Annotated in this window: 18 protein-coding genes; 3 read left to right on the top strand and 15 right to left on the bottom strand. The window is 44.3% G+C overall.

Annotated elements, in window-relative coordinates:
* Positions 1-41: 41 nt before the first annotated feature.
* Together CVN76_RS11340 and rnz are read right to left on the bottom strand one after the other, a co-directional pair.
* A complete protein-coding gene (locus CVN76_RS11340; protein WP_100531329.1) occupies positions 42-860 on the bottom strand; it encodes a squalene/phytoene synthase family protein in 819 nt (272 codons plus the stop codon).
* Between the two features lie 64 nt (positions 861-924).
* Positions 925-1,866 carry a ribonuclease Z gene (rnz, locus tag CVN76_RS11335; RefSeq protein WP_100531328.1) on the bottom strand — a complete coding sequence of 314 codons (942 nt, stop codon included), beginning with the start codon at positions 1,864-1,866 and terminating at the stop codon, positions 925-927.
* Between the two features lie 229 nt (positions 1,867-2,095).
* Between rnz and zwf the strand changes: the two genes are divergently transcribed.
* Positions 2,096-3,595 carry a glucose-6-phosphate dehydrogenase gene (zwf, locus tag CVN76_RS11330; protein WP_100531327.1) on the top strand — a complete coding sequence of 500 codons (1,500 nt, stop codon included), beginning with the start codon at positions 2,096-2,098 and terminating at the stop codon, positions 3,593-3,595.
* Between the two features lie 45 nt (positions 3,596-3,640).
* Here zwf and CVN76_RS11325 read toward each other — a convergent pair whose 3' ends face one another.
* Positions 3,641-3,865, bottom strand: coding sequence for a hypothetical protein (locus CVN76_RS11325; protein WP_100531326.1), 225 nt, complete (start codon positions 3,863-3,865; stop codon positions 3,641-3,643).
* Positions 3,866-4,429: 564 nt separating this feature from the next.
* On the opposite strand from CVN76_RS11325, the gene CVN76_RS11320 reads away from it, so the two are divergent.
* Positions 4,430-4,603: a hypothetical protein gene (locus CVN76_RS11320; protein ID WP_034308217.1), complete on the top strand. Its 174-nt coding sequence runs from the start codon at positions 4,430-4,432 to the stop codon at positions 4,601-4,603.
* Positions 4,604-4,699: 96 nt separating this feature from the next.
* Here CVN76_RS11320 and gndA read toward each other — a convergent pair whose 3' ends face one another.
* The 5 genes from gndA to mce all read right to left on the bottom strand — a co-directional run bounded on the left by gndA (position 4,700) and on the right by mce (position 11,185).
* Positions 4,700-6,112, bottom strand: a complete 1,413-nt coding sequence (gene gndA, locus CVN76_RS11315) for an NADP-dependent phosphogluconate dehydrogenase (RefSeq protein ID WP_100531587.1) — start codon at positions 6,110-6,112, stop codon at positions 4,700-4,702.
* A 41-nt stretch (positions 6,113-6,153) separates the two neighbouring features.
* Positions 6,154-7,428 (bottom strand): DNA polymerase IV, encoded by a 1,275-nt coding sequence (locus CVN76_RS11310; protein WP_100531325.1) that lies wholly within the window; start codon positions 7,426-7,428, stop codon positions 6,154-6,156.
* A gap of 466 nt (positions 7,429-7,894) precedes the next feature.
* Entirely contained in the window at positions 7,895-9,013 is a 1,119-nt protein-coding gene (locus tag CVN76_RS11305) for a tripeptidase T (protein WP_061144378.1), read from the bottom strand.
* Between the two features lie 196 nt (positions 9,014-9,209).
* Complete coding sequence (locus tag CVN76_RS11300; protein WP_100531324.1) at positions 9,210-10,763, bottom strand: acyl-CoA carboxylase subunit beta; 1,554 nt, start codon at positions 10,761-10,763, stop codon at positions 9,210-9,212.
* On the bottom strand, positions 10,760-11,185 hold the full coding sequence (gene mce, locus CVN76_RS11295) for a methylmalonyl-CoA epimerase (RefSeq protein ID WP_100531323.1): 426 nt from the start codon (positions 11,183-11,185) through the stop codon (positions 10,760-10,762). The genes CVN76_RS11300 and mce overlap by 4 nt, the downstream gene beginning before the upstream one ends.
* 157 nt (positions 11,186-11,342) lie before the next feature.
* On the opposite strand from mce, the gene prli42 reads away from it, so the two are divergent.
* A complete protein-coding gene (prli42, locus tag CVN76_RS32095; protein ID WP_155645590.1) occupies positions 11,343-11,438 on the top strand; it encodes a stressosome-associated protein Prli42 in 96 nt (31 codons plus the stop codon).
* Positions 11,439-11,478: 40 nt separating this feature from the next.
* Here the strand turns inward: prli42 and CVN76_RS11290 are convergent, their stop codons facing one another.
* The 7 genes from CVN76_RS11290 to meaB form a co-directional block, all read right to left on the bottom strand.
* Positions 11,479-11,994, bottom strand: a complete 516-nt coding sequence (locus tag CVN76_RS11290) for a L,D-transpeptidase (protein WP_100531322.1) — start codon at positions 11,992-11,994, stop codon at positions 11,479-11,481.
* 31 nt (positions 11,995-12,025) lie between these two features.
* On the bottom strand, positions 12,026-13,015 hold the full coding sequence (locus CVN76_RS11285) for an aromatic acid exporter family protein (protein WP_100531321.1): 990 nt from the start codon (positions 13,013-13,015) through the stop codon (positions 12,026-12,028).
* A gap of 191 nt (positions 13,016-13,206) precedes the next feature.
* Entirely contained in the window at positions 13,207-13,929 is a 723-nt protein-coding gene (locus CVN76_RS11280) for an amino acid ABC transporter ATP-binding protein (RefSeq protein WP_100531320.1), read from the bottom strand.
* Positions 13,922-14,581, bottom strand: a complete 660-nt coding sequence (locus tag CVN76_RS11275; RefSeq protein ID WP_061144441.1) for an amino acid ABC transporter permease — start codon at positions 14,579-14,581, stop codon at positions 13,922-13,924. Before CVN76_RS11275 ends, CVN76_RS11280 begins: the two co-directional genes overlap by 8 nt.
* Before the next feature lie 127 nt (positions 14,582-14,708).
* A complete protein-coding gene (locus CVN76_RS11270) occupies positions 14,709-15,512 on the bottom strand; it encodes a transporter substrate-binding domain-containing protein (RefSeq protein WP_442857569.1) in 804 nt (267 codons plus the stop codon).
* 639 nt (positions 15,513-16,151) lie between these two features.
* Positions 16,152-16,589: a BrxA/BrxB family bacilliredoxin gene (locus CVN76_RS11265; protein ID WP_061144385.1), complete on the bottom strand. Its 438-nt coding sequence runs from the start codon at positions 16,587-16,589 to the stop codon at positions 16,152-16,154.
* A 210-nt stretch (positions 16,590-16,799) separates the two neighbouring features.
* Positions 16,800-17,840, bottom strand: coding sequence for a methylmalonyl Co-A mutase-associated GTPase MeaB (gene meaB, locus CVN76_RS11260; protein WP_100531586.1), 1,041 nt, complete (start codon positions 17,838-17,840; stop codon positions 16,800-16,802).
* Positions 17,841-17,864: the final 24 nt, after the last annotated feature.

Here is a 17,864-nt window from a genome sequence, read left to right as displayed (position 1 = left end):
AAAGGGAATGTCACCTTTTCACGGCAGCTTTTTTGCAATGGTCAATGTTCGACAACTTGGTTCACGATATCGGTTACAGTCGCACGATCAATTTTTTCTTTGCCCTGTTTTAACGCTTTCAAGGTTGCTTTTGCTAATTCCAAGGGGATTTTACAGAAATGGATGATTTCTTTCGTTTCTATCTCCGCAATATAGGCATCCGCTAATGCCAAATTACGTTCCGTATGCGAGAGCATCTCTTCGAAACCCCAGCCATCCGGATAAAAATTCACCCCGCGTTCCGCATCCTCTTCCCGGTTACGGAGAATATTGACCGTTTGGAGCCCACGGCCGAATGCGATGGCAAGTTCACGATCCGTTTCGGTTCCATCAAACCAGTTCCACATATCAGAAAGCATGACCCCCACTAAACCTGCAACATAATAGGTGTAATCATCAAGCTCTTCTTCATCATGTATTTGCCAGTCCTTCTTCACCCATTTCGCCATGCCTTCGGCCATTTCCCGTGTGGACTCCAAAACTTTGGCTCTCGCTCCTTGAGGACAATACTGAATCCAATCAGCCAAAAGTAAGGTCACCTCGGGCAAATCTTCCTTATAGGGCTTGAATAACGATTGAAGCTCTTCTTCACGGTAATCCACCTTAAGCAGTCCGCTTAGCGCCTGTAACAGGGAAATCTTATTGTCTGCCGGGAGGCCTGGATGATCCTCGATCTCATCGATGGCACGCATGCACAGATAGGCAGCTCCAATCGCCTCTTGTAATCCTTTTGGGAGATAGCTGATCGGAATGAAGAAAGTACGGCTTGTCTTTAAAAGGAAATCCATTGCTTTATTATGTAAGTTGCTTTGATCAGTCATAGGTTACACTCCTTTAAATATCCAATGAACAGTTGTATCATTATATCAAACATTCGAGTTGATTTCAGCTTCCCTCTCTCTCAGCATATAAAGGAATCTTGATCGTCATCAGATCTTCTGCCATGATCGTGTTTGCGAAGATTGCCTTGCTTTGATCCTTTAACCTCTCCGAATCCTCGATGCTATACCGTGAGCTGATATGGGTAAGGATTAAATGCTTGGCTCCTGCTTTCAAGGCCGTTGTTGCAGCCTGAACGGTTGTCGAATGGTAATAACTAGAGGCCATTTCCGTTTCTTCTGCAGAAAATGTAGCTTCATGAACCAGGTAATCTGCCGAATCAGCAAGTACCAGGGCATTATCGCACACTCTTGTGTCTCCTAAAATCGTGATGATCCGTCCCTTTTGCGGAGCCCCTAAATAATCTTTCCCGTTCAAGACACGGCCATCCTCGAGTCGGACCGTTTGCCCATCCTTCAATGCTTTATAAAGCGGACCTGGCTTAACGCCAGCTTGATGCAGCAGGTCCACACGCAGACTTCCTGGACGGTCCTTCTCTTTAATCCGGTAGCCGACACTGAATATGCCATGATCCAGCGGCATGGCCGTCACGGTGAATTGGTCATCATCAAACACGATGCCTTCTTCGATTTCGACAATTTCCAATGGATATTTCAAATGAGTGCCACTCACAAGTATACTTGTCTTAATATAAGCATCGATCCCTTTTGGACCATATACGGTCAATTTATCCACTCCGCCCTGAAAAGATCTGCTGCTTAACAGCCCAGGGAGGCCGAAGATGTGATCGCCATGTAAGTGGGTGATGAATATCTTTTCGATCTTTCGCGGTTTGACTGCCGTTTTTAAAATTTGATGTTGTGTCGCTTCACCACAATCGAATAACCAAACGGTCCCCCGCTCTTCCAGTAATTGCAGGGCGATTGACGTCACATTGCGCGCCTTGGCCGGTACACCGGCGCCTGTACCCAATAAAACAAAATCCACTAATCCTACCTCCGTTGCCAACGTTAATAGCTTAACTATAGCATAACCATGGCGATTCTTTCATTTATGACCGACTAAAACCGCGATCAGATTAAACTTTTTATGAAATATAAGAAAAAATGCGCAAATTGATTGCTTTGAGGGAAAGCTAACCGTAAAATTAGAAATTGGTACACATACGGGAATTCCAACTTTAGAGATAGAATTAACGGAAAGTTGAGGTTTTAACATGACAGAAAATAATAAACCAACGGCATTGATCATGATCTTTGGTGCTACTGGAGATTTGGCGAAAAGGAAATTGTTTCCTTCCATATATCGGCTGTTTCAAAAAGATAAAATCAACAAATTCGCGGTAGTGGGTGTAGCAAGGAGATCCTTGACGAACGAGGAGTTTCAATCAAGTGTCAAAGACTCCATTCTTACGTTCGGTCACGCGGAAGAAAAAGTCGATGAATTCATTTCCCATTTCCATTATCATTCCCATGACGTTTCGAGCTCGGAGTCATATCAGCAATTAAAAGGGATTGCCGAGGAATTGGATGGTCAATATCAATTAGAGGGAAACCGCATTTTCTATTTAGCGATGGCACCTGAGTTTTTCGGGACGATTGCCGAACAAATCAAGGCGCAAGGCCTGACTGAATCGAAAGGGTATAAACGCCTGGTCATTGAAAAACCATTTGGACATAGTTTCGATACTGCCCAAAAATTGAATGAGCAGATCCGCACGGCATTCGCCGAAGATGAAATTTACCGTATCGATCATTATTTAGGTAAAGAGATGGTTCAAAATATCGAAGTCATTCGTTTTTCGAATGCGCTATTCGAACCGCTTTGGAATAATCGATATATCTCCAATATCCAGGTTACTTCCAGTGAGACGCTAGGCGTTGAAGAACGCGGACGTTATTATGAAACGAGCGGCGCCCTACGGGATATGGTCCAAAATCATCTTCTTCAGATGGTAGCCTTGCTTGCCATGGAGCCTCCGATCGCCTTGACTACGGAAGAGATCCGCAGCGAAAAGGTGCGGGCATTGCGTTCGCTGCGGCCGATGAAGGTCGACGAAGTCGATAAATACTTCATCCGCGGCCAATATGGGGAAGGAACGGTGGATGAAAAAGCACTGCCGGGTTACCGCAACGAACATAACGTAAATCCTGATTCCAATACGGAAACTTATGTTGCAGGGAAATTGCTGATTGATAACTTCCGTTGGGCAGGTGTTCCTTTTTATATCCGCACCGGTAAGCGGATGGATGTAAAATCAACGAATATCGTTGTCCAATTCAAAGATATTCCGATGAATTTGTATTACAAAACGGAAGAAACCTTGAACCCGAACTTGCTCGTTATCAATATCCAGCCTGATGAGGGCATCACACTATACTTAAATGTCAAGAAATCCGGAACGACTTCGAATACGAAGCCAATGAAGCTGACAGTATCCAACAAAGGGATCGAGCATATCAATTCCCCAGAGGCGTATGAGAAGCTCTTGTTTGATAGCATGCGCGGAGATGCTACAAACTTCACGCATTGGGACGAGGTTGCCCTTTCATGGAAGTTTGTCGACACGATTTCCGATGCATGGGAGCATACGAAAGAAGAGTCTTTCCCGAACTACGCTGCAGGATCTACAGGTCCGCTTGCATCCGATGATCTTTTAGCCGATGACGGACATGTTTGGTGGCAAATCAAGAAAGATACAACCGAGAGCAATTGATCGAACGAAGGGGATGCAGAGTGAACTCTGCATCCCCTTCTTCATTCATGAAACACGCTTCCTGACTAATTTCTCCCGGATATTATGAAGCATTTCCTGAGGTTTAGACAGTTTTTCATCCATTTCGGAATTGAGCCAATAAGAAACACCAAGTTCTAAAGCAATAAAAAATAAAAAAATGGCAATAGCCAACCAGATGATAAACATGGTCATCCCGCTCCTTCTCTCTTGACTGCCGACTGTATCATGGATTGCGTCCTTAGCTTTCATGGTTTATATTCCTTGTTATTATGGTGTTTAAACCTTATCGGAAATAAAGCATGAAAATATCATACTATATTTTCCAGTAAAAAGGGAGGGATTTCTTACCCATTCCATTTCCATCTTCTATGCTGTGCCTCCATCCCTGGCCAGGTTGTACCCCAGCCCACTATTCATTGTATGTTACAGGGGATCGTCTTATTATTGACTACTACCTCTTCTGTTCTTCCCTCATTAGTTCGTGTGCTCCTAGCAATTGGTCCCGCCGTAGATGTAATTTTGGTGAAAATTCGTCGTTTTTAGCGTTAATAAAATTCCTCGCCCCCCATTGAAGCAGAGTTCATGCTTAGCCGTATGATCATTAAATGGTGACAGCCAACTGGAGTTGTTAATCCGTTCCTTCTAAAGAAAACTAGGTGGCGAACTGTGTAGGCTCATGTAAATGCTCCCGGTATGCTACAATGAAGCCATGAACCTGTTTAATGGACAGGAATGGTATGGTCTTGCCGAGGTTACACTAAGAAAGGTGCTTCATGATGAGATGCACCAACTTCGATGTGGAGGGATTAAACGATGGACATTCGTGAAGGATTAATTCCAACAGCGTTAGGGACAGCCGTAACAGCAGCGGGTTATGCCATGAAGCAGACTCGCGGATCAAACAAAATGGTCGCCAATACCGTCTTTGGTTTCGGTTTGGCACATGTTGTGTTAGGGGTCATTGACCTTGTGGAGCATCGGAGATAACGAAAAGAGAGGGCGCCGTTTGCGCCCTCTCTTTTTTACATGCCTAGACAAAAGCCGGCTTGAAAGGAGCTCTCCTATTAAGCCGGCAATAATGATTTATTTTTCCATCCATTCGGTATGGAATGTACCTTCTTTATCGATACGTTGGTACGTATGAGCTCCGAAATAATCACGTTGCGCTTGAATTAAATTGGCTGGCAGCGTTTCAGTGCGATAGCTGTCGAAATAAGCAAGTGCAGATGATAGGCAAGGAACCGGGATTCCGTTCATTACCGCCGTTGATACGACCTCACGTAACGCCCCTTGGTAGCTTTCAACAATTCCTTGGAAGTAAGGGTCCAGCAGGAGGTTGTTCAGGTTCGCTTCACGATCGTAAGCATCCTTGATTTTTTGCAGGAATTGCGCACGGATGATGCAGCCGCCACGGAAAATCATCGCGATATCACCATATTGCAAGTTCCACTCATTTTCTTCCGACGCTGCTTTCATTTGAGCGAAGCCTTGAGCGTAGGAACAGATTTTGCTCATATAAAGTGCTTTACGAATGCTTTCGATCAAAGCCTTCTTATCGCCTGTAAAGCTTTCGGCATTGGGACCGCGGAGGATTTTGCTCGCTTCGACACGTTCGTCCTTGATGGCCGAAATGAACCGGGCGAATACGGATTCGGTAATGATTGGCAGCGGTACACCAAGATCAAGGGCACTTTGGCTTGTCCATTTCCCGGTTCCCTTTTGGCCGGCTTTATCCAAAATGACATCAACCATCGGTTTCCCTGTTTCTTCATCATACTTTTTGAAGATATCAGCGGTGATCTCAATCAGATAGCTATCAAGTTCCCCTTCATTCCATTCGGTGAATACTTCATGGAATTCCTCAGCAGAAAGTCCAAGAAGATTTTTCATAAGGAAATAAGATTCGGAAATTAGCTGCATGTCACCATACTCAATCCCGTTATGTACCATTTTCACATAATGACCTGCTCCATCCGGCCCGATATACGTACAGCAAGCATCACCATCGACTTTAGCTGAAATATCCTTCAAGATCGGTGCAACCAGTTCATATGCTTCTTTTTGACCGCCAGGCATGATGGAGGGACCCGTTAGCGCTCCTTCTTCCCCGCCCGAGACGCCTGTACCGATGAAATGGATGCCAAGCTGGCTAAGTTCCTCATTGCGGCGTTGAGTGTCCTTGAAGAACGTATTACCGCCATCAATGACGATGTCACCTTTTTCAAGTAACGGTTTTAATTGCTCGATGGTTGCATCCGTGGCCGCGCCGGCTTTAACCATCAATAATATTTTGCGTGGCGTTTCCAATGAATCGACGAATTCTTCAAGCGTATACGCCGCTTTTACATTTTTGCCTTCCGCTTCCTTCATCATGTCATCCGTTTTCGAACCTGAGCGATTATAAACGGATATGGAATAGCCTCTGCTCTCGATATTGAATGCAAGATTCTTACCCATTACTGCGAGTCCGATAACGCCAATCTGTTGTTTTGTCATGATCATCTTTCCCTTCTTTATATCTTTTCACAGCCCAGACGCTATTCTTTGCCACCTGGAGGATCCTTCCTCCTTGATTGCTCGAAGAAATCTTTACTGAAGCTCGTGTCTGTTCCGATCGAACCGTTCTTCAAGGGTAATCCCTTTTTAATAATATTTTCTCCGTACTTATTTTGCAAGTGTTCCATCGCTTCATACAACGGTTCCTTTTCTGCTTCCTTTTGAAAAGAAAAAATATCCAGCTGCATGAAGGCCGATTCTTTCTCGATGACATCATGGGCGGTTACACCGAGAAGCCTAATTCCTTCGCCATTCCAATTTTTCATGAAAAGATCGGTCGCTCCAGCCAATATGTCCTTTTTTTCAAACACCGGGTTGGAGACGATCCTGCTTCTCGTAATGGTGCGACGGTCTTTGTATCGGATCGTCACCCCTATTTTCTGGCCAAGGAGACGTTTATTTTTTAAACGGGCAGCCACCTTCCCCGAAAGCTTTTCCAGGACACCGAGCAGTTCTTTTTGGTTGGTGGAATCATGCGGGAGTGTTGTCGAGTTTCCTATGCTCTTATGATCAAAAATCGATTCGGGATCCACAATCCTTGAGTCCATGCCATTTGCCCTGTCTTTCAAACGGATTCCATTTATCCCAAGCAATTGTTTAAGCTGACTGTCCGGGGAATGGGCAAGATCTTTGATCGTGATGATGCCGATCGCATGAAGTTTTTCGGAGGTTTTTTGGCCGATGCCATGCATTTCGCCGACTTGCAGTGGCCAAAGCTTCTCGGGAATGTCCCTCTTCCTTAAAACGGTGATACCCATTGGCTTCTGCATATCCGAGGCCGTTTTGGCCAGGAATTTATTAGGTGCAATCCCTATGCTGCACGGGAGATCCATCGTGTTATAAATCCGTTCCTGAATGCTTTTTGCTATTTCCAAAGGTGAGCCCAATTCGGCGCATTCGCTAATATCCAGATACCCTTCATCGATTGAAACCGGTTCAACCATCCCTGTATATTGCCTTAATAAATCAAAAATGGCCAGTGACGCCTTTCGATAACGCTCAAAATTAGGCTTCTGAATGATCAATTGGGGACAGAGTTTTTTCGCCTGCCATATCGGCATCGTCGTTTTGACCCCAAACTTCCTCGCTTCATAGCTGCAGGTAACGATTATGCCCCTTCTCTCTTCGACATTACCGGCGATGGCAAGCGGCTTACCTTTCAAAGAAACATCATAGGACATCTCCACCGAAGCATAGAAACTATTCATGTCTACATGGAGAATGACCCTGCCATTTTTGGGGTACATATCCTTCATATTGACCGTCACATCCTTGAAAAAATAAGGCTATTTTCGCATAATTCATGCCATTCACCAAGCAAAGAGGTGTGGTTGATTTCCCCTCGAATGCACGCTTATCAAAGGGCGGGCGGTTGGCCTCCTTGGCGGCAACTGTTACGCTGCTCCAATCCCCCTTAAATCGTTTCGATATAAAAATACGAAAAGAGCCAAAAATAAAAACACAATAACCATTCCATTTAAGCTTTCCATAGTTGGTGCTTGTCGCTTCAAGAAAAACAGCCATCATTTCATTGATGACTGTACATGTCTTCCCTCAATACTTGAACGCCCATCGCAATAAAACCGGTTACCCGCCTTAATCCGATCCACTCAATCTCTATCTTCAAATCAAGTCCGTTCATCCGTCCCAGGGGGTGCTTCTGGGGAAAGCATCTTCTCGAGGGAAAAGAAAAGCCCCACATCCCCTAACCATTTTTCGCTATTACGCGGATACTTCCTGAATGATGCTGACGACCATTTCAGCAAGTTTCGTCAATTCTTCAACCGGAATTCTTTCATTCGTAGTATGGATATCTTCATAGCCGACGGCAAGATTTACAGTAGGAATCCCAAAACCGGCAATGACATTCGCATCGCTTCCGCCGCCGCTTTTGACTAGCTCGCATGGACGGCCGATTTTTTCCGCTGCTTTTCTTGCGACTTCGACGACATGATCACCAGCACCATATTTGAACCCTGGATACATGACGGTAACTTCCACTTCAGCCCGTCCGCCCATTTCAATGGCTGCCGTCTCGAATGCTTCTTTCATTCTTGCTACCTGTTTTTCCATCTTTTCAGGAATTAATGATCTTGCTTCTGCAAGGATTTCCACATGGTCACAAACGATATTCGTTTGCTGTCCTCCCTGAAAACGGCCGATGTTAGCTGTCGTTTCTTCGTCGATGCGGCCCAATGGCATTCTTGAAATCGCTTTGGACGCAATCGTTATCGCCGAAACTCCTTTTTCAGGAGCCACACCAGCATGGGCGGTCTTGCCTAAAATGGTTGCAGACACTTTCGCCTGAGTAGGTGCAGCGACCACTACATTTCCCACTTTTCCGTCACTATCAAGCGCAAAACCGAATTTAGCGGTTACAAGAGAGCGATCCATCGCCTTGGCTCCAACCAAGCCGGATTCTTCCCCGACCGTGATGATGAATTCGATTGTTCCATGCTCAATATTCTGTTCCTTCAACACTTTAAGCGTTTCTAACATGACCGCTAATCCCGCTTTGTCATCCGCTCCCAAAATGGTCGTACCGTCTGACACTATGTATCCATCCTTAATGGATGGCTTGATGCCCTGACCAGGCACGACCGTGTCCATATGGGAAGTGAAATAGATGGTATCTACGTTTTTCTTCGTTCCTTTAAGCGTACATATTAAATTGCCTGCACCATGACCGGTAACGGCTGTTGTATCATCTTCAAAAACCTCTACACCTAATGCCGTGAATTTTTCTTTCAGGACTTTGGCGATGGCTGCTTCATTTTTCGTTTCGGAATCAATTTGTACCAATTCCATAAATTCACTTACGATACGTTCTTCATTAATCATAAAATAAAACCTCCAAAAAAGTTTTCCTCTTTAATTATACTTCTAAAAGCGGCGCTCCGGCAAATAATGTGACAGTCAATCGCGCCTTCCCTTGCTTTTCAGTCCCAAAAAGATCAAGAGCGAACGTAGTTATCGCTCTCTACCCCAAAGCAGAAAGAGCCCGAACAGATATCGTTCAAGCTCTTTCTCGTAAGGGTTACAACGGGATATTGCCGTGTTTTTTCCATGGACGTTTTTCTTTTTTGTTGCGGAGCATTTCAAGCGATTGGATGATCTTGATCCTGGTTTCCCGGGGATCAATGACATCATCCACCATACCAAGGCTGGCAGCGACATATGGATTAGCGAATTTCTCCCGGTATTCTTCAATTTTAGCCGCACGAGTAGCTTCTGGATCTTGACTGTTTTGTATCTCACGGGCAAAGATGATATTTGCCGCCCCAGCAGAGCCCATAACCGCAATTTCGGCATTCGGCCAAGCAAACGTAAGATCCGCCCCAATGGACTTACTATTTAGGGCCACATACGCTCCGCCGTATGCTTTACGCAGGATGATCGTCAATTTTGGCACGGTTGCTTCGGAGTATGCATAGAGAAGCTTTGCTCCGTGGCGGATAATCCCGCCATGCTCCTGCTTGACGCCCGGGAAGAATCCTGAAACATCTTCAAATGTAATCAAGGGAATGTTGAATGAGTCACAAAAACGAATGAAGCGGGCAGCTTTATCGGATGAATCAATATCCAGGCCGCCAGCCAACACTTTTGGCTGGTTGCAAACAAGCCCCACCGATTTCCCCTTGATTCGGGCCAAGCCAATCACGATATTTTTCGCGAAGCCCTCTTGCACTTCCATGAAGGACCCCTCATCTACGACTTGCTCCAACACTTTCCGAACATCATATGGGCGGATTCCTTCAAAAGGGACAACATCCGTTAAATCCGGACGGTAGTCATCTCCAACGTCACTTTCCAGAACCGGCGGCTTTTCTTCATTGTTTTGTGGTAAATAGCTCAGGAGACGTCTAACGTCAGCCAGAACTTGTTCTTCAGATGCTCCCTTGAAATGGGCATTACCGCTAATGGTATTATGTACAGTCGCTCCGCCCAATCCTTCTGATGATATCTTTTCCCCTGTAACCGTCTCAATCACTTTTGGTCCAGTAATGAACATTTGGCTCGTTTTTTCCACCATGAAAACGAAGTCGGTTATCGCTGGGGAATATACGGCTCCTCCTGCACAAGGTCCCATGATAACGGAAATTTGCGGGATGACGCCTGAATAAATCGAGTTGCGGTAAAAGATTTGACCATATCCGTCAAGAGAAACTACACCTTCTTGAATGCGCGCCCCGCCAGAATCATTCAAACCGATGAAAGGCGCCCCATTTTCCGCTGCCAAATCCATGACATTGGCAATTTTCAAAGCATGCATTTCTCCCAGTGCACCGCCAAATACAGTGAAATCCTGTGAAAACAAATAGATGTCACGCCCGTTTACTTTTCCGTAGCCCGTAACGACCCCTTCTCCCGGCCCTTCTTCCTTTTCCATGCCAAAATTGGTGTTACGATGTTTGATGAAGGGATTAAGTTCGATGAACGATCCCGGATCCACTAAAAGATCGATCCTTTCCCTTGCCGTAAGTTTACCCTTTTCATGCTGCTTATCAATTCTTTCTTCACCGCCGCCCATTTCTACTTTACGGCGTCTGTCATATAAATCATTGATCGCTCCATAGATGTCGTCTGTCATCCCTGCTCCTCCTTCGATAATGCTTGTTCACAGAGCTCGTATAATACACCTGCAGTAGATTTTGGGTGAACGAAAGCAACATCCGCTGCGTGCGCTCCCTTTCGCGATGTATCATCGATCATCCGTAATCCTGATTGTTTCAATTCTTCGATTCGGGCTTCGATATCGACTACGCCAAGGGCGACATGATGGATACCCTCACCACGCTTTTCAATGAATTTAGCGATCGGGCTTTCCGGTGATAACGCTTCCAATAATTCCAAACGGGTATTCCCTGCCATAATAAAGGCCACTTTCACACCTTGGCTTTCGACAGTCTCGATCCCTTCGAGCTTCAACTTCAGCGTTTCTGTGTAAAGCGGCAACGACTCGTCCAGTGACTTGACCGCAATACCGATATGATCGATATTTTTAATCATCATCCATCCCCCTAACCAATATTGGTTGATTCTATTAAAATATGACTATCATTCAAAAGACCTAAGATTCAAAATAATAGGAACATTACACTTTTACTTGTTTCTGCTAAACGTACACGTTAAAATAAAATCAATTAAACTGTTATGGGGGAGAGAGCATATGGGAAACAAAAAAATGAGAAAAATCGTTGTATATTTAATGCTTATCTCAATGATATTAACAACGTTATTGTCGGGTATTGCATTTCTTTTGTAATAGATATCAAATGAAGAGGGGAGCCTAGGCTTCCCTCTCTTTATTTGATTGCGCCACTCTTCATTGCCAATGTTTTGAAATCCTCGGATGAATGGGTGATCAACACCTTTGTACCGGCATTCACTTTTTCGTACAAGCGTTCCACATCGGATTTATGCATGCGCACACAGCCGTTTGAAATGAATTTACCAATCGAGGACGGTTGGTTCGTACCATGGATGCCATAGATCCTCCCATCGGTATTCCTTGCGTCAAATCCAATCCACCTCGACCCCAATGGATTCCTTGGATCGCCGCCGGGGATATTCTTTTTTCGATAATAAGGATTGACGGCTTTGACCTTAATGGTAAATATCCCTTCGGGTGTCAGCTCCTGACTCTTCCCGGTACCGACGGGCAAAATCTCCTTGACCTCATTATCATTGATGAACGCCAATTTGTTGCTGGCTTTATTAATGATGATGAAAGGATCGCCAGGCTTAACCGAGTGAGGTTCGGCATGTACAGATAGCGGCCACAACGAAAACATAAGCATGAAAGAAAGGATCCATCTCATTTGTATCAATTCCTTTACTTTTTTGCTTAGTTTAAGCCAAGTGCCTCTTCTTCATTCGGTGATTGCTAAGTTTCGGCAATCCCTTGAAGGAATGCTTCAGCAATAAATAGCGCTCCATTTCCTTCATGAGCTGCAATAATGCGGCCCTGGATTCAAACTCTTCCCGTGTCTGCGGAAGGGCCATCCCCCTAAAAAAGATCTCCAGCTCTTCAAGCTTGTTCAGATAAATGATGGCCGTATTTTGGGGATGGACGTTTTCGGACAGGTCTTGTATGAAATTCGCCACGATGCCGCTTTGCTTGACGACCAACGGAATATTCGTGACTAGGGGAAGAATGCGTTCAATTATTTCAAATTGCTTTTCACGCATTTTGAAATAATGGTAATACAGGTCCTCTTCCCTTAGAAAGTGATTCTCCACGTCCCGGAAAGCAAGGCTTTTGGCTTCATTAAGCAGATCGGCCGTTTCAGTGATTTCCTTTCCCCCCCATGTGTGATCATTATCCCGCAGATAACGGACGATCCCCATCAGAATTTCACTGAAGTTCGTTTCGATGCGCTCCTGATAGTCCAGCAGCTTATCATCCACACTAGGCATGTACAGATTCATGACAAGCGCCACCCCGATCCCGACGGCAATTAATATCGTTTCATTCATCACCAAGGAAAAAGTGATGTGTCCCGATCCATATAGATGTAAGATGATGACACAGCTCGTAACGATTCCCTCATTAATCTTCAAGGCAACGGTCGTCGGAATGAAAATCAACAGGATCAATCCTATGGTCAGCGGATGAAAGGCGATGAATTGAAACATAAGGAATGAATAGGCCATGGCGATTAAACAAGCTAAAAACCGGTGCCAGGAAGCATACACCGACTTCTTTTTCGTAACCTGGATACATAAAATCGTGATGATTCCCGCAGACGCGAAATTTTCCAGATTAAGCATTTGTGAAATAATGATTGCCAAGGTAGCCCCTAAAGCAGTTTTAATCGTTCTGTATCCGATTTTAAACATTGTTATGTATCACCTGGCTCTTTCGCTATCTATTATAATACTATCAGGATTGCAGAAATTTTCACAGTCCTTTGACCAGGAAATTTCCGATATTTCTAAATACATTCCATCAAGAATACGTTATAGGAATAAAATAAAAAAAGGCAACCTACCTGTCACCTTTTTTCTTGATTATATCCTATTTTCTCCGCTTATAAAACTTTTTCCAAGAAGTCTTTTGCTCGCTGGCTTTTCGGATTCGAAAAGAATTCATTCGGGGCACTTTCTTCAACGAGCAGGCCCTCATCCAAGAATAGAACGCGATCGGCCACTTCTTTGGCGAATCCCATTTCATGTGTCACGATCAGCATGGTCATTCCTGTATGCGCCAATGACTTCATGACCTCGAGCACTTCCTTCACCATCTCGGGATCAAGAGCCGAAGTCGGCTCATCGAAAAGCATGACCTCCGGATTCATGGCCAATGCCCGTGCAATGGCAACCCTTTGTTTTTGCCCCCCTGATAGACGATTTGGATAGGAAGATTCTTTTTCGGCCAAGCCCACTTTGGTCAAGAGCTCACGTGCTTGCCTTACTGCCTCGGCCTTTGATAGCTTTTTCACTTTCATCGGTGCATATGTCAGATTTTCAAGCACGGTCTTATGAGGGAATAAATGGAAGTGTTGGAATACCATACCGACATTCTCGCGCAACTTCATGATATTGGTCTTTTTATCGGTGATCACTTGATCTTTGAACGAAATTTGACCATCCGTGGGGGTTTCCAGCATATTGATGCAGCGCAAGAACGTTGATTTCCCTGATCCTGAAGGTCCAATAATGGCCAACACTTCACCCTGTGCAATCTCGGTGCTGATTCCTTTCAACACCTCAAGCTTACCATAATTTTTTTTGAGTCCATCTATTTTAATCACTGCGTCTCATTCTCCTTTCAATCACTTTGCCTAAGATGGTAAGAATCATGACCATCACATAATAAATGAGACCGGCAAATAAAATCGGTTCGAAGAATTTATAGGTCTCACCGCCGACAATATAGGAACGGCGCATGATATCCCCTAACCCAATGATCGTGACAACAGCCGATTCCTTCGTTAAGGAAATCAGTTCGTTCACAAGGGATGGCAGGATATTCTTGATGGCTTGCGGCAGGATAATGTTGAGCATCATCCCAGAGTAAGGAACCCCAAGTGCCAATGCAGCCTCTCGCTGCCCCTTATCGACAGCTAAAATGCCTCCCCTGATGATTTCAGAGATGTATGCGGCAGAATTTAGGCCGAATGCTAAAAATGCAGCTTGGAATGCTTCGATTTGAATTCCAAGTATTTGCGGTGAACCAAAATAGATTAACATCAATTGCAGCACTAAAGGAGTACCGCGGAAAATGGATGTATAAAAGTCCGCAATCCAATTCAATGGCTTAATTCTACTGATTTTAAGTATAGATAATAGTATTCCCAAAACAAATCCGATTACTGCCGCAACCGCCACTACCTTTAATGTGGTCGGTATTCCCTCCATAATATATGGAAGGGAGGGCATAATCCTATCAAATTCCAGATTCACTCCATTCATCCTCTCTAAAAGACGGTCTCCGTTGACCTTCCTTGCTTCATTTAAACGGCAACAAAGCGCGGAAAAACGCTCAGAAGGCCTACTCTATACTTCTGAACGCTTTTCCTTTCTCTCTGTATTATTCAGTTTCGCTGCCACCGAACCATTTCAGGATTAATTTTTCCATCTCACCATTATCTTCCATTTTCTTCAATTCAGCATTGAACTGGTCGGTCAGCTTGCTTCCTTTTTGGAAGGCGATGGCCGAACCGGCATCTTGTTCACCAGACTTGATTAAGTAGCCAACCAAATCTTTATTGTCTTTTAGATAGCCTTTTGCCACAGTATCTTCCATGATGACGGCGTCAAAACGACCTGTCGACATTTCCTGAACAACCTCTGGAATCCGATTCCGTTTTTCGATCTTCATTCCAAGACTCTTGTCCTTATTCAAGTCTGTCGCCAATGTCTCCTGAATAGATGCAAGCTGTACGCCTACCGTTTTTCCTTTTAAATCTTCAGCCGTTTTGATTTTACTATCCTGTGTCGTAATGATCATGTTTTTAGCCGTATAGTAAATATCACTGAAATCGACGGATTGTTCACGTTTTTCTGTAGGAGTCATTCCAGAAATGACAAAATCGATGGATTTGTTTTCAAGCGCAGGAACTAGACTGTTAAAATCAATATCCTTCACTTGGACTTCGTATCCTAATTTTTTTCCGATCGCTTTAGCGATATCAATGTCAAACCCTTTTATTTCATCACTTTTAGAAGTTTCAACATATTCAAATGGCGGATAGTCCGCAGATGTACCCATTACCAGTACCTTTTTGTCCCCATTGCCAGCTGTGCTCTTATCTTCTTTCTCTGATTTCCCGCATGCCGCTAATATGCCAACCAATAATACGGTAGCAAGCAACAAAGCTAACTGTTTTTTCAACTTCATAATTATTCCTCCAAGATGATATTTTCAATTTTTTTGTTATAAAATTTGGTTTTAGTTGAAATATCAATTAATTTAAACAACTAATATTCATACACTATTTTGTATTTTAACACACTCTAAAAATTATTCAATAACGTAAATAATAGATTCATTTTTCAGAATATTGATATAATTCATGTTGCAACTTCCATTATATTTCCACTATCATTGCCTATCTGGCACCCTTGTTTATCTTTTTTCCTAAATGTTTCTTTTTTATGCAGATTCATGAATGGAAAACCCCGCCGATAGCGGCTGGGCCCAGACCTTTACTTAAGTTTAAGCTCTTTTCGGAATTTTACAAAGAAATGATTGGAGCGGGGCAGGTGAGACCCCACATGGACTAAGCACCCGAGGAAAATCAACCACACCGCATTACATTACTTGGTGAATAGCAACAACATACGCGACACAGTCAAAGTTTTTGCAGCTATGTAAAATTTGTACCGTGGCTTTCTTAAATAAACCCATGCCTGCCAGGGAAATAATACAAGAATACCCCTATGCACTTCCTCGCATAAAAGATGGGTTCTTTCAAAAAACAGCAAAAGAGGTCCGGAATCCCGAACCCCTTTCGCTTCATAAGTATAGGACTTACACTTCTTCGCAATATTGATCGAAGTAGTCTTGTAATTTTTCAACCACTGACATCGGGTGATGCCCTTCTATTTCATGGCGCTCTATCATCGTGATGATCTTTCCATCCTTAAGCAATGCGAATGATGGGGAGGATGGCGGATAACCTTCGAAGTAATCGCGCGCCTTCTCCGTTGCCGCTTTATCTTGCCCTGCAAAAACAGTTACAAGCTGGTCCGGGCGTTTGTCATTATGGATTGCATGTGCTGCTGCCGGTCTCGCTATTCCCCCAGCACAGCCACAAACGGAATTGACCATGACAAGCGTCGTTCCTTTTTGTGCGAATACTTCTTCCACTTCCTCGGGAGTCGTCAATTCTGTATATCCAGCAGTCTTAATCTCATCGCGAGCCTGTTTGACCACATCGTTCATCAAAAAATTAAAATCCATATTCATGGTTTATGCCCCTTCCAAGTTTTCTCTTCCATCCTATCATAACAATTGCCACATCCTGATTCAATAAATTTACCTGCTATTTTGCCTAAAGGTTCAGACAAACAAGTTTAAAAAGAAATGGAAGTGGGAAACATATGGGTAACAGCGAGAAAGCTTCACTTCACACAAAAGGAGGAGGTATGCATAAACCATGCGTGCCCCCTCCTTTTTTCACTTAAGTGTGTCCATAAAGGCTTGGAATGCCTGCTTAACGGCAGCGGTGACCGTTTTATTACCAGACATCACCTCATTTTCGAGGATAGGGAGCAGCTCCTTGATGGTTTCATTTTTATAGAACATCATTTTAAGCTGTTGATCCATTGACGAATAAAGCCATTCCTTAGCTTGCATCCTTCTCCGTTCTTGGAAAACACCAGATTTCTTTGTCGTATCGGAAAAATCCGTCAATACATCCCATAGCTCGGGTATTCCTTTTCCCGTTATGGCAGAACATGTATAGGCTTTCCCTGCCCACCCTTTCGTTGCCGGCTGGAGAAAGTGCAGTATTCTGTTATATTCAGACTTCGTTCTAGTCGCAAGCGGGACATTATCACCATCCGCTTTATTGACCACAATTCCATCCACAAGCTCCAGTATCCCTTTCTTCATTCCCTGTAACTCATCGCCTGCGCCTGTCAGGACAAGGAGCATGAAGAAATCCACCATGCTTCGGACGATCGCTTCACTTTGACCGACACCGACCGTTTCAATAAGAATGACATCAAATCCTGCCGCTTCACAAAGCAGCATCGTTTCCCTTGTTTTGCGATGAACGCCGCCCAAAGTACCCTCTGAAGGCGAGGGCCTGATGAAGGCGCGGGGATTCCTTGCCAGCTCCTCCATCCTCGTCTTATCACCAAGGATACTCCCCCCGTTAATGGATGAGCTCGGATCGACCGCAAGGACCGCAACCTTATGGCCCCTGTCACATAAATAGCTTCCAAACGTTTCGATGAACGTGCTTTTCCCGGCACCTGGCACTCCTGAAATCCCGATTCTAATCGACCGGCCAGTATGGGGGAGGACGGAATGCAGCAATTCCTGTGCAAAATCAAAATGATGGGCAGCGTTGCTCTCAATCAATGTAATTCCTTTAGCTAGCCTTGCCCGGTCCCCTGATAAGATTCCCTTTTTCAGTTCTTGGACCGATACGGAGGCATCATGCTTTTTAACGAATTTGCTTGTTGATCCTTTGTTGCGGTCGGCGGCCAATTCAACACCTGGTTTTAATGATGA

It is taken from the genome of Bacillus sp. mrc49, from assembly GCF_002803435.1.
The sequence above is the reverse complement of the archived record's forward strand: the minus strand, read 5'-3'. Positions and strand labels throughout refer to the sequence as shown.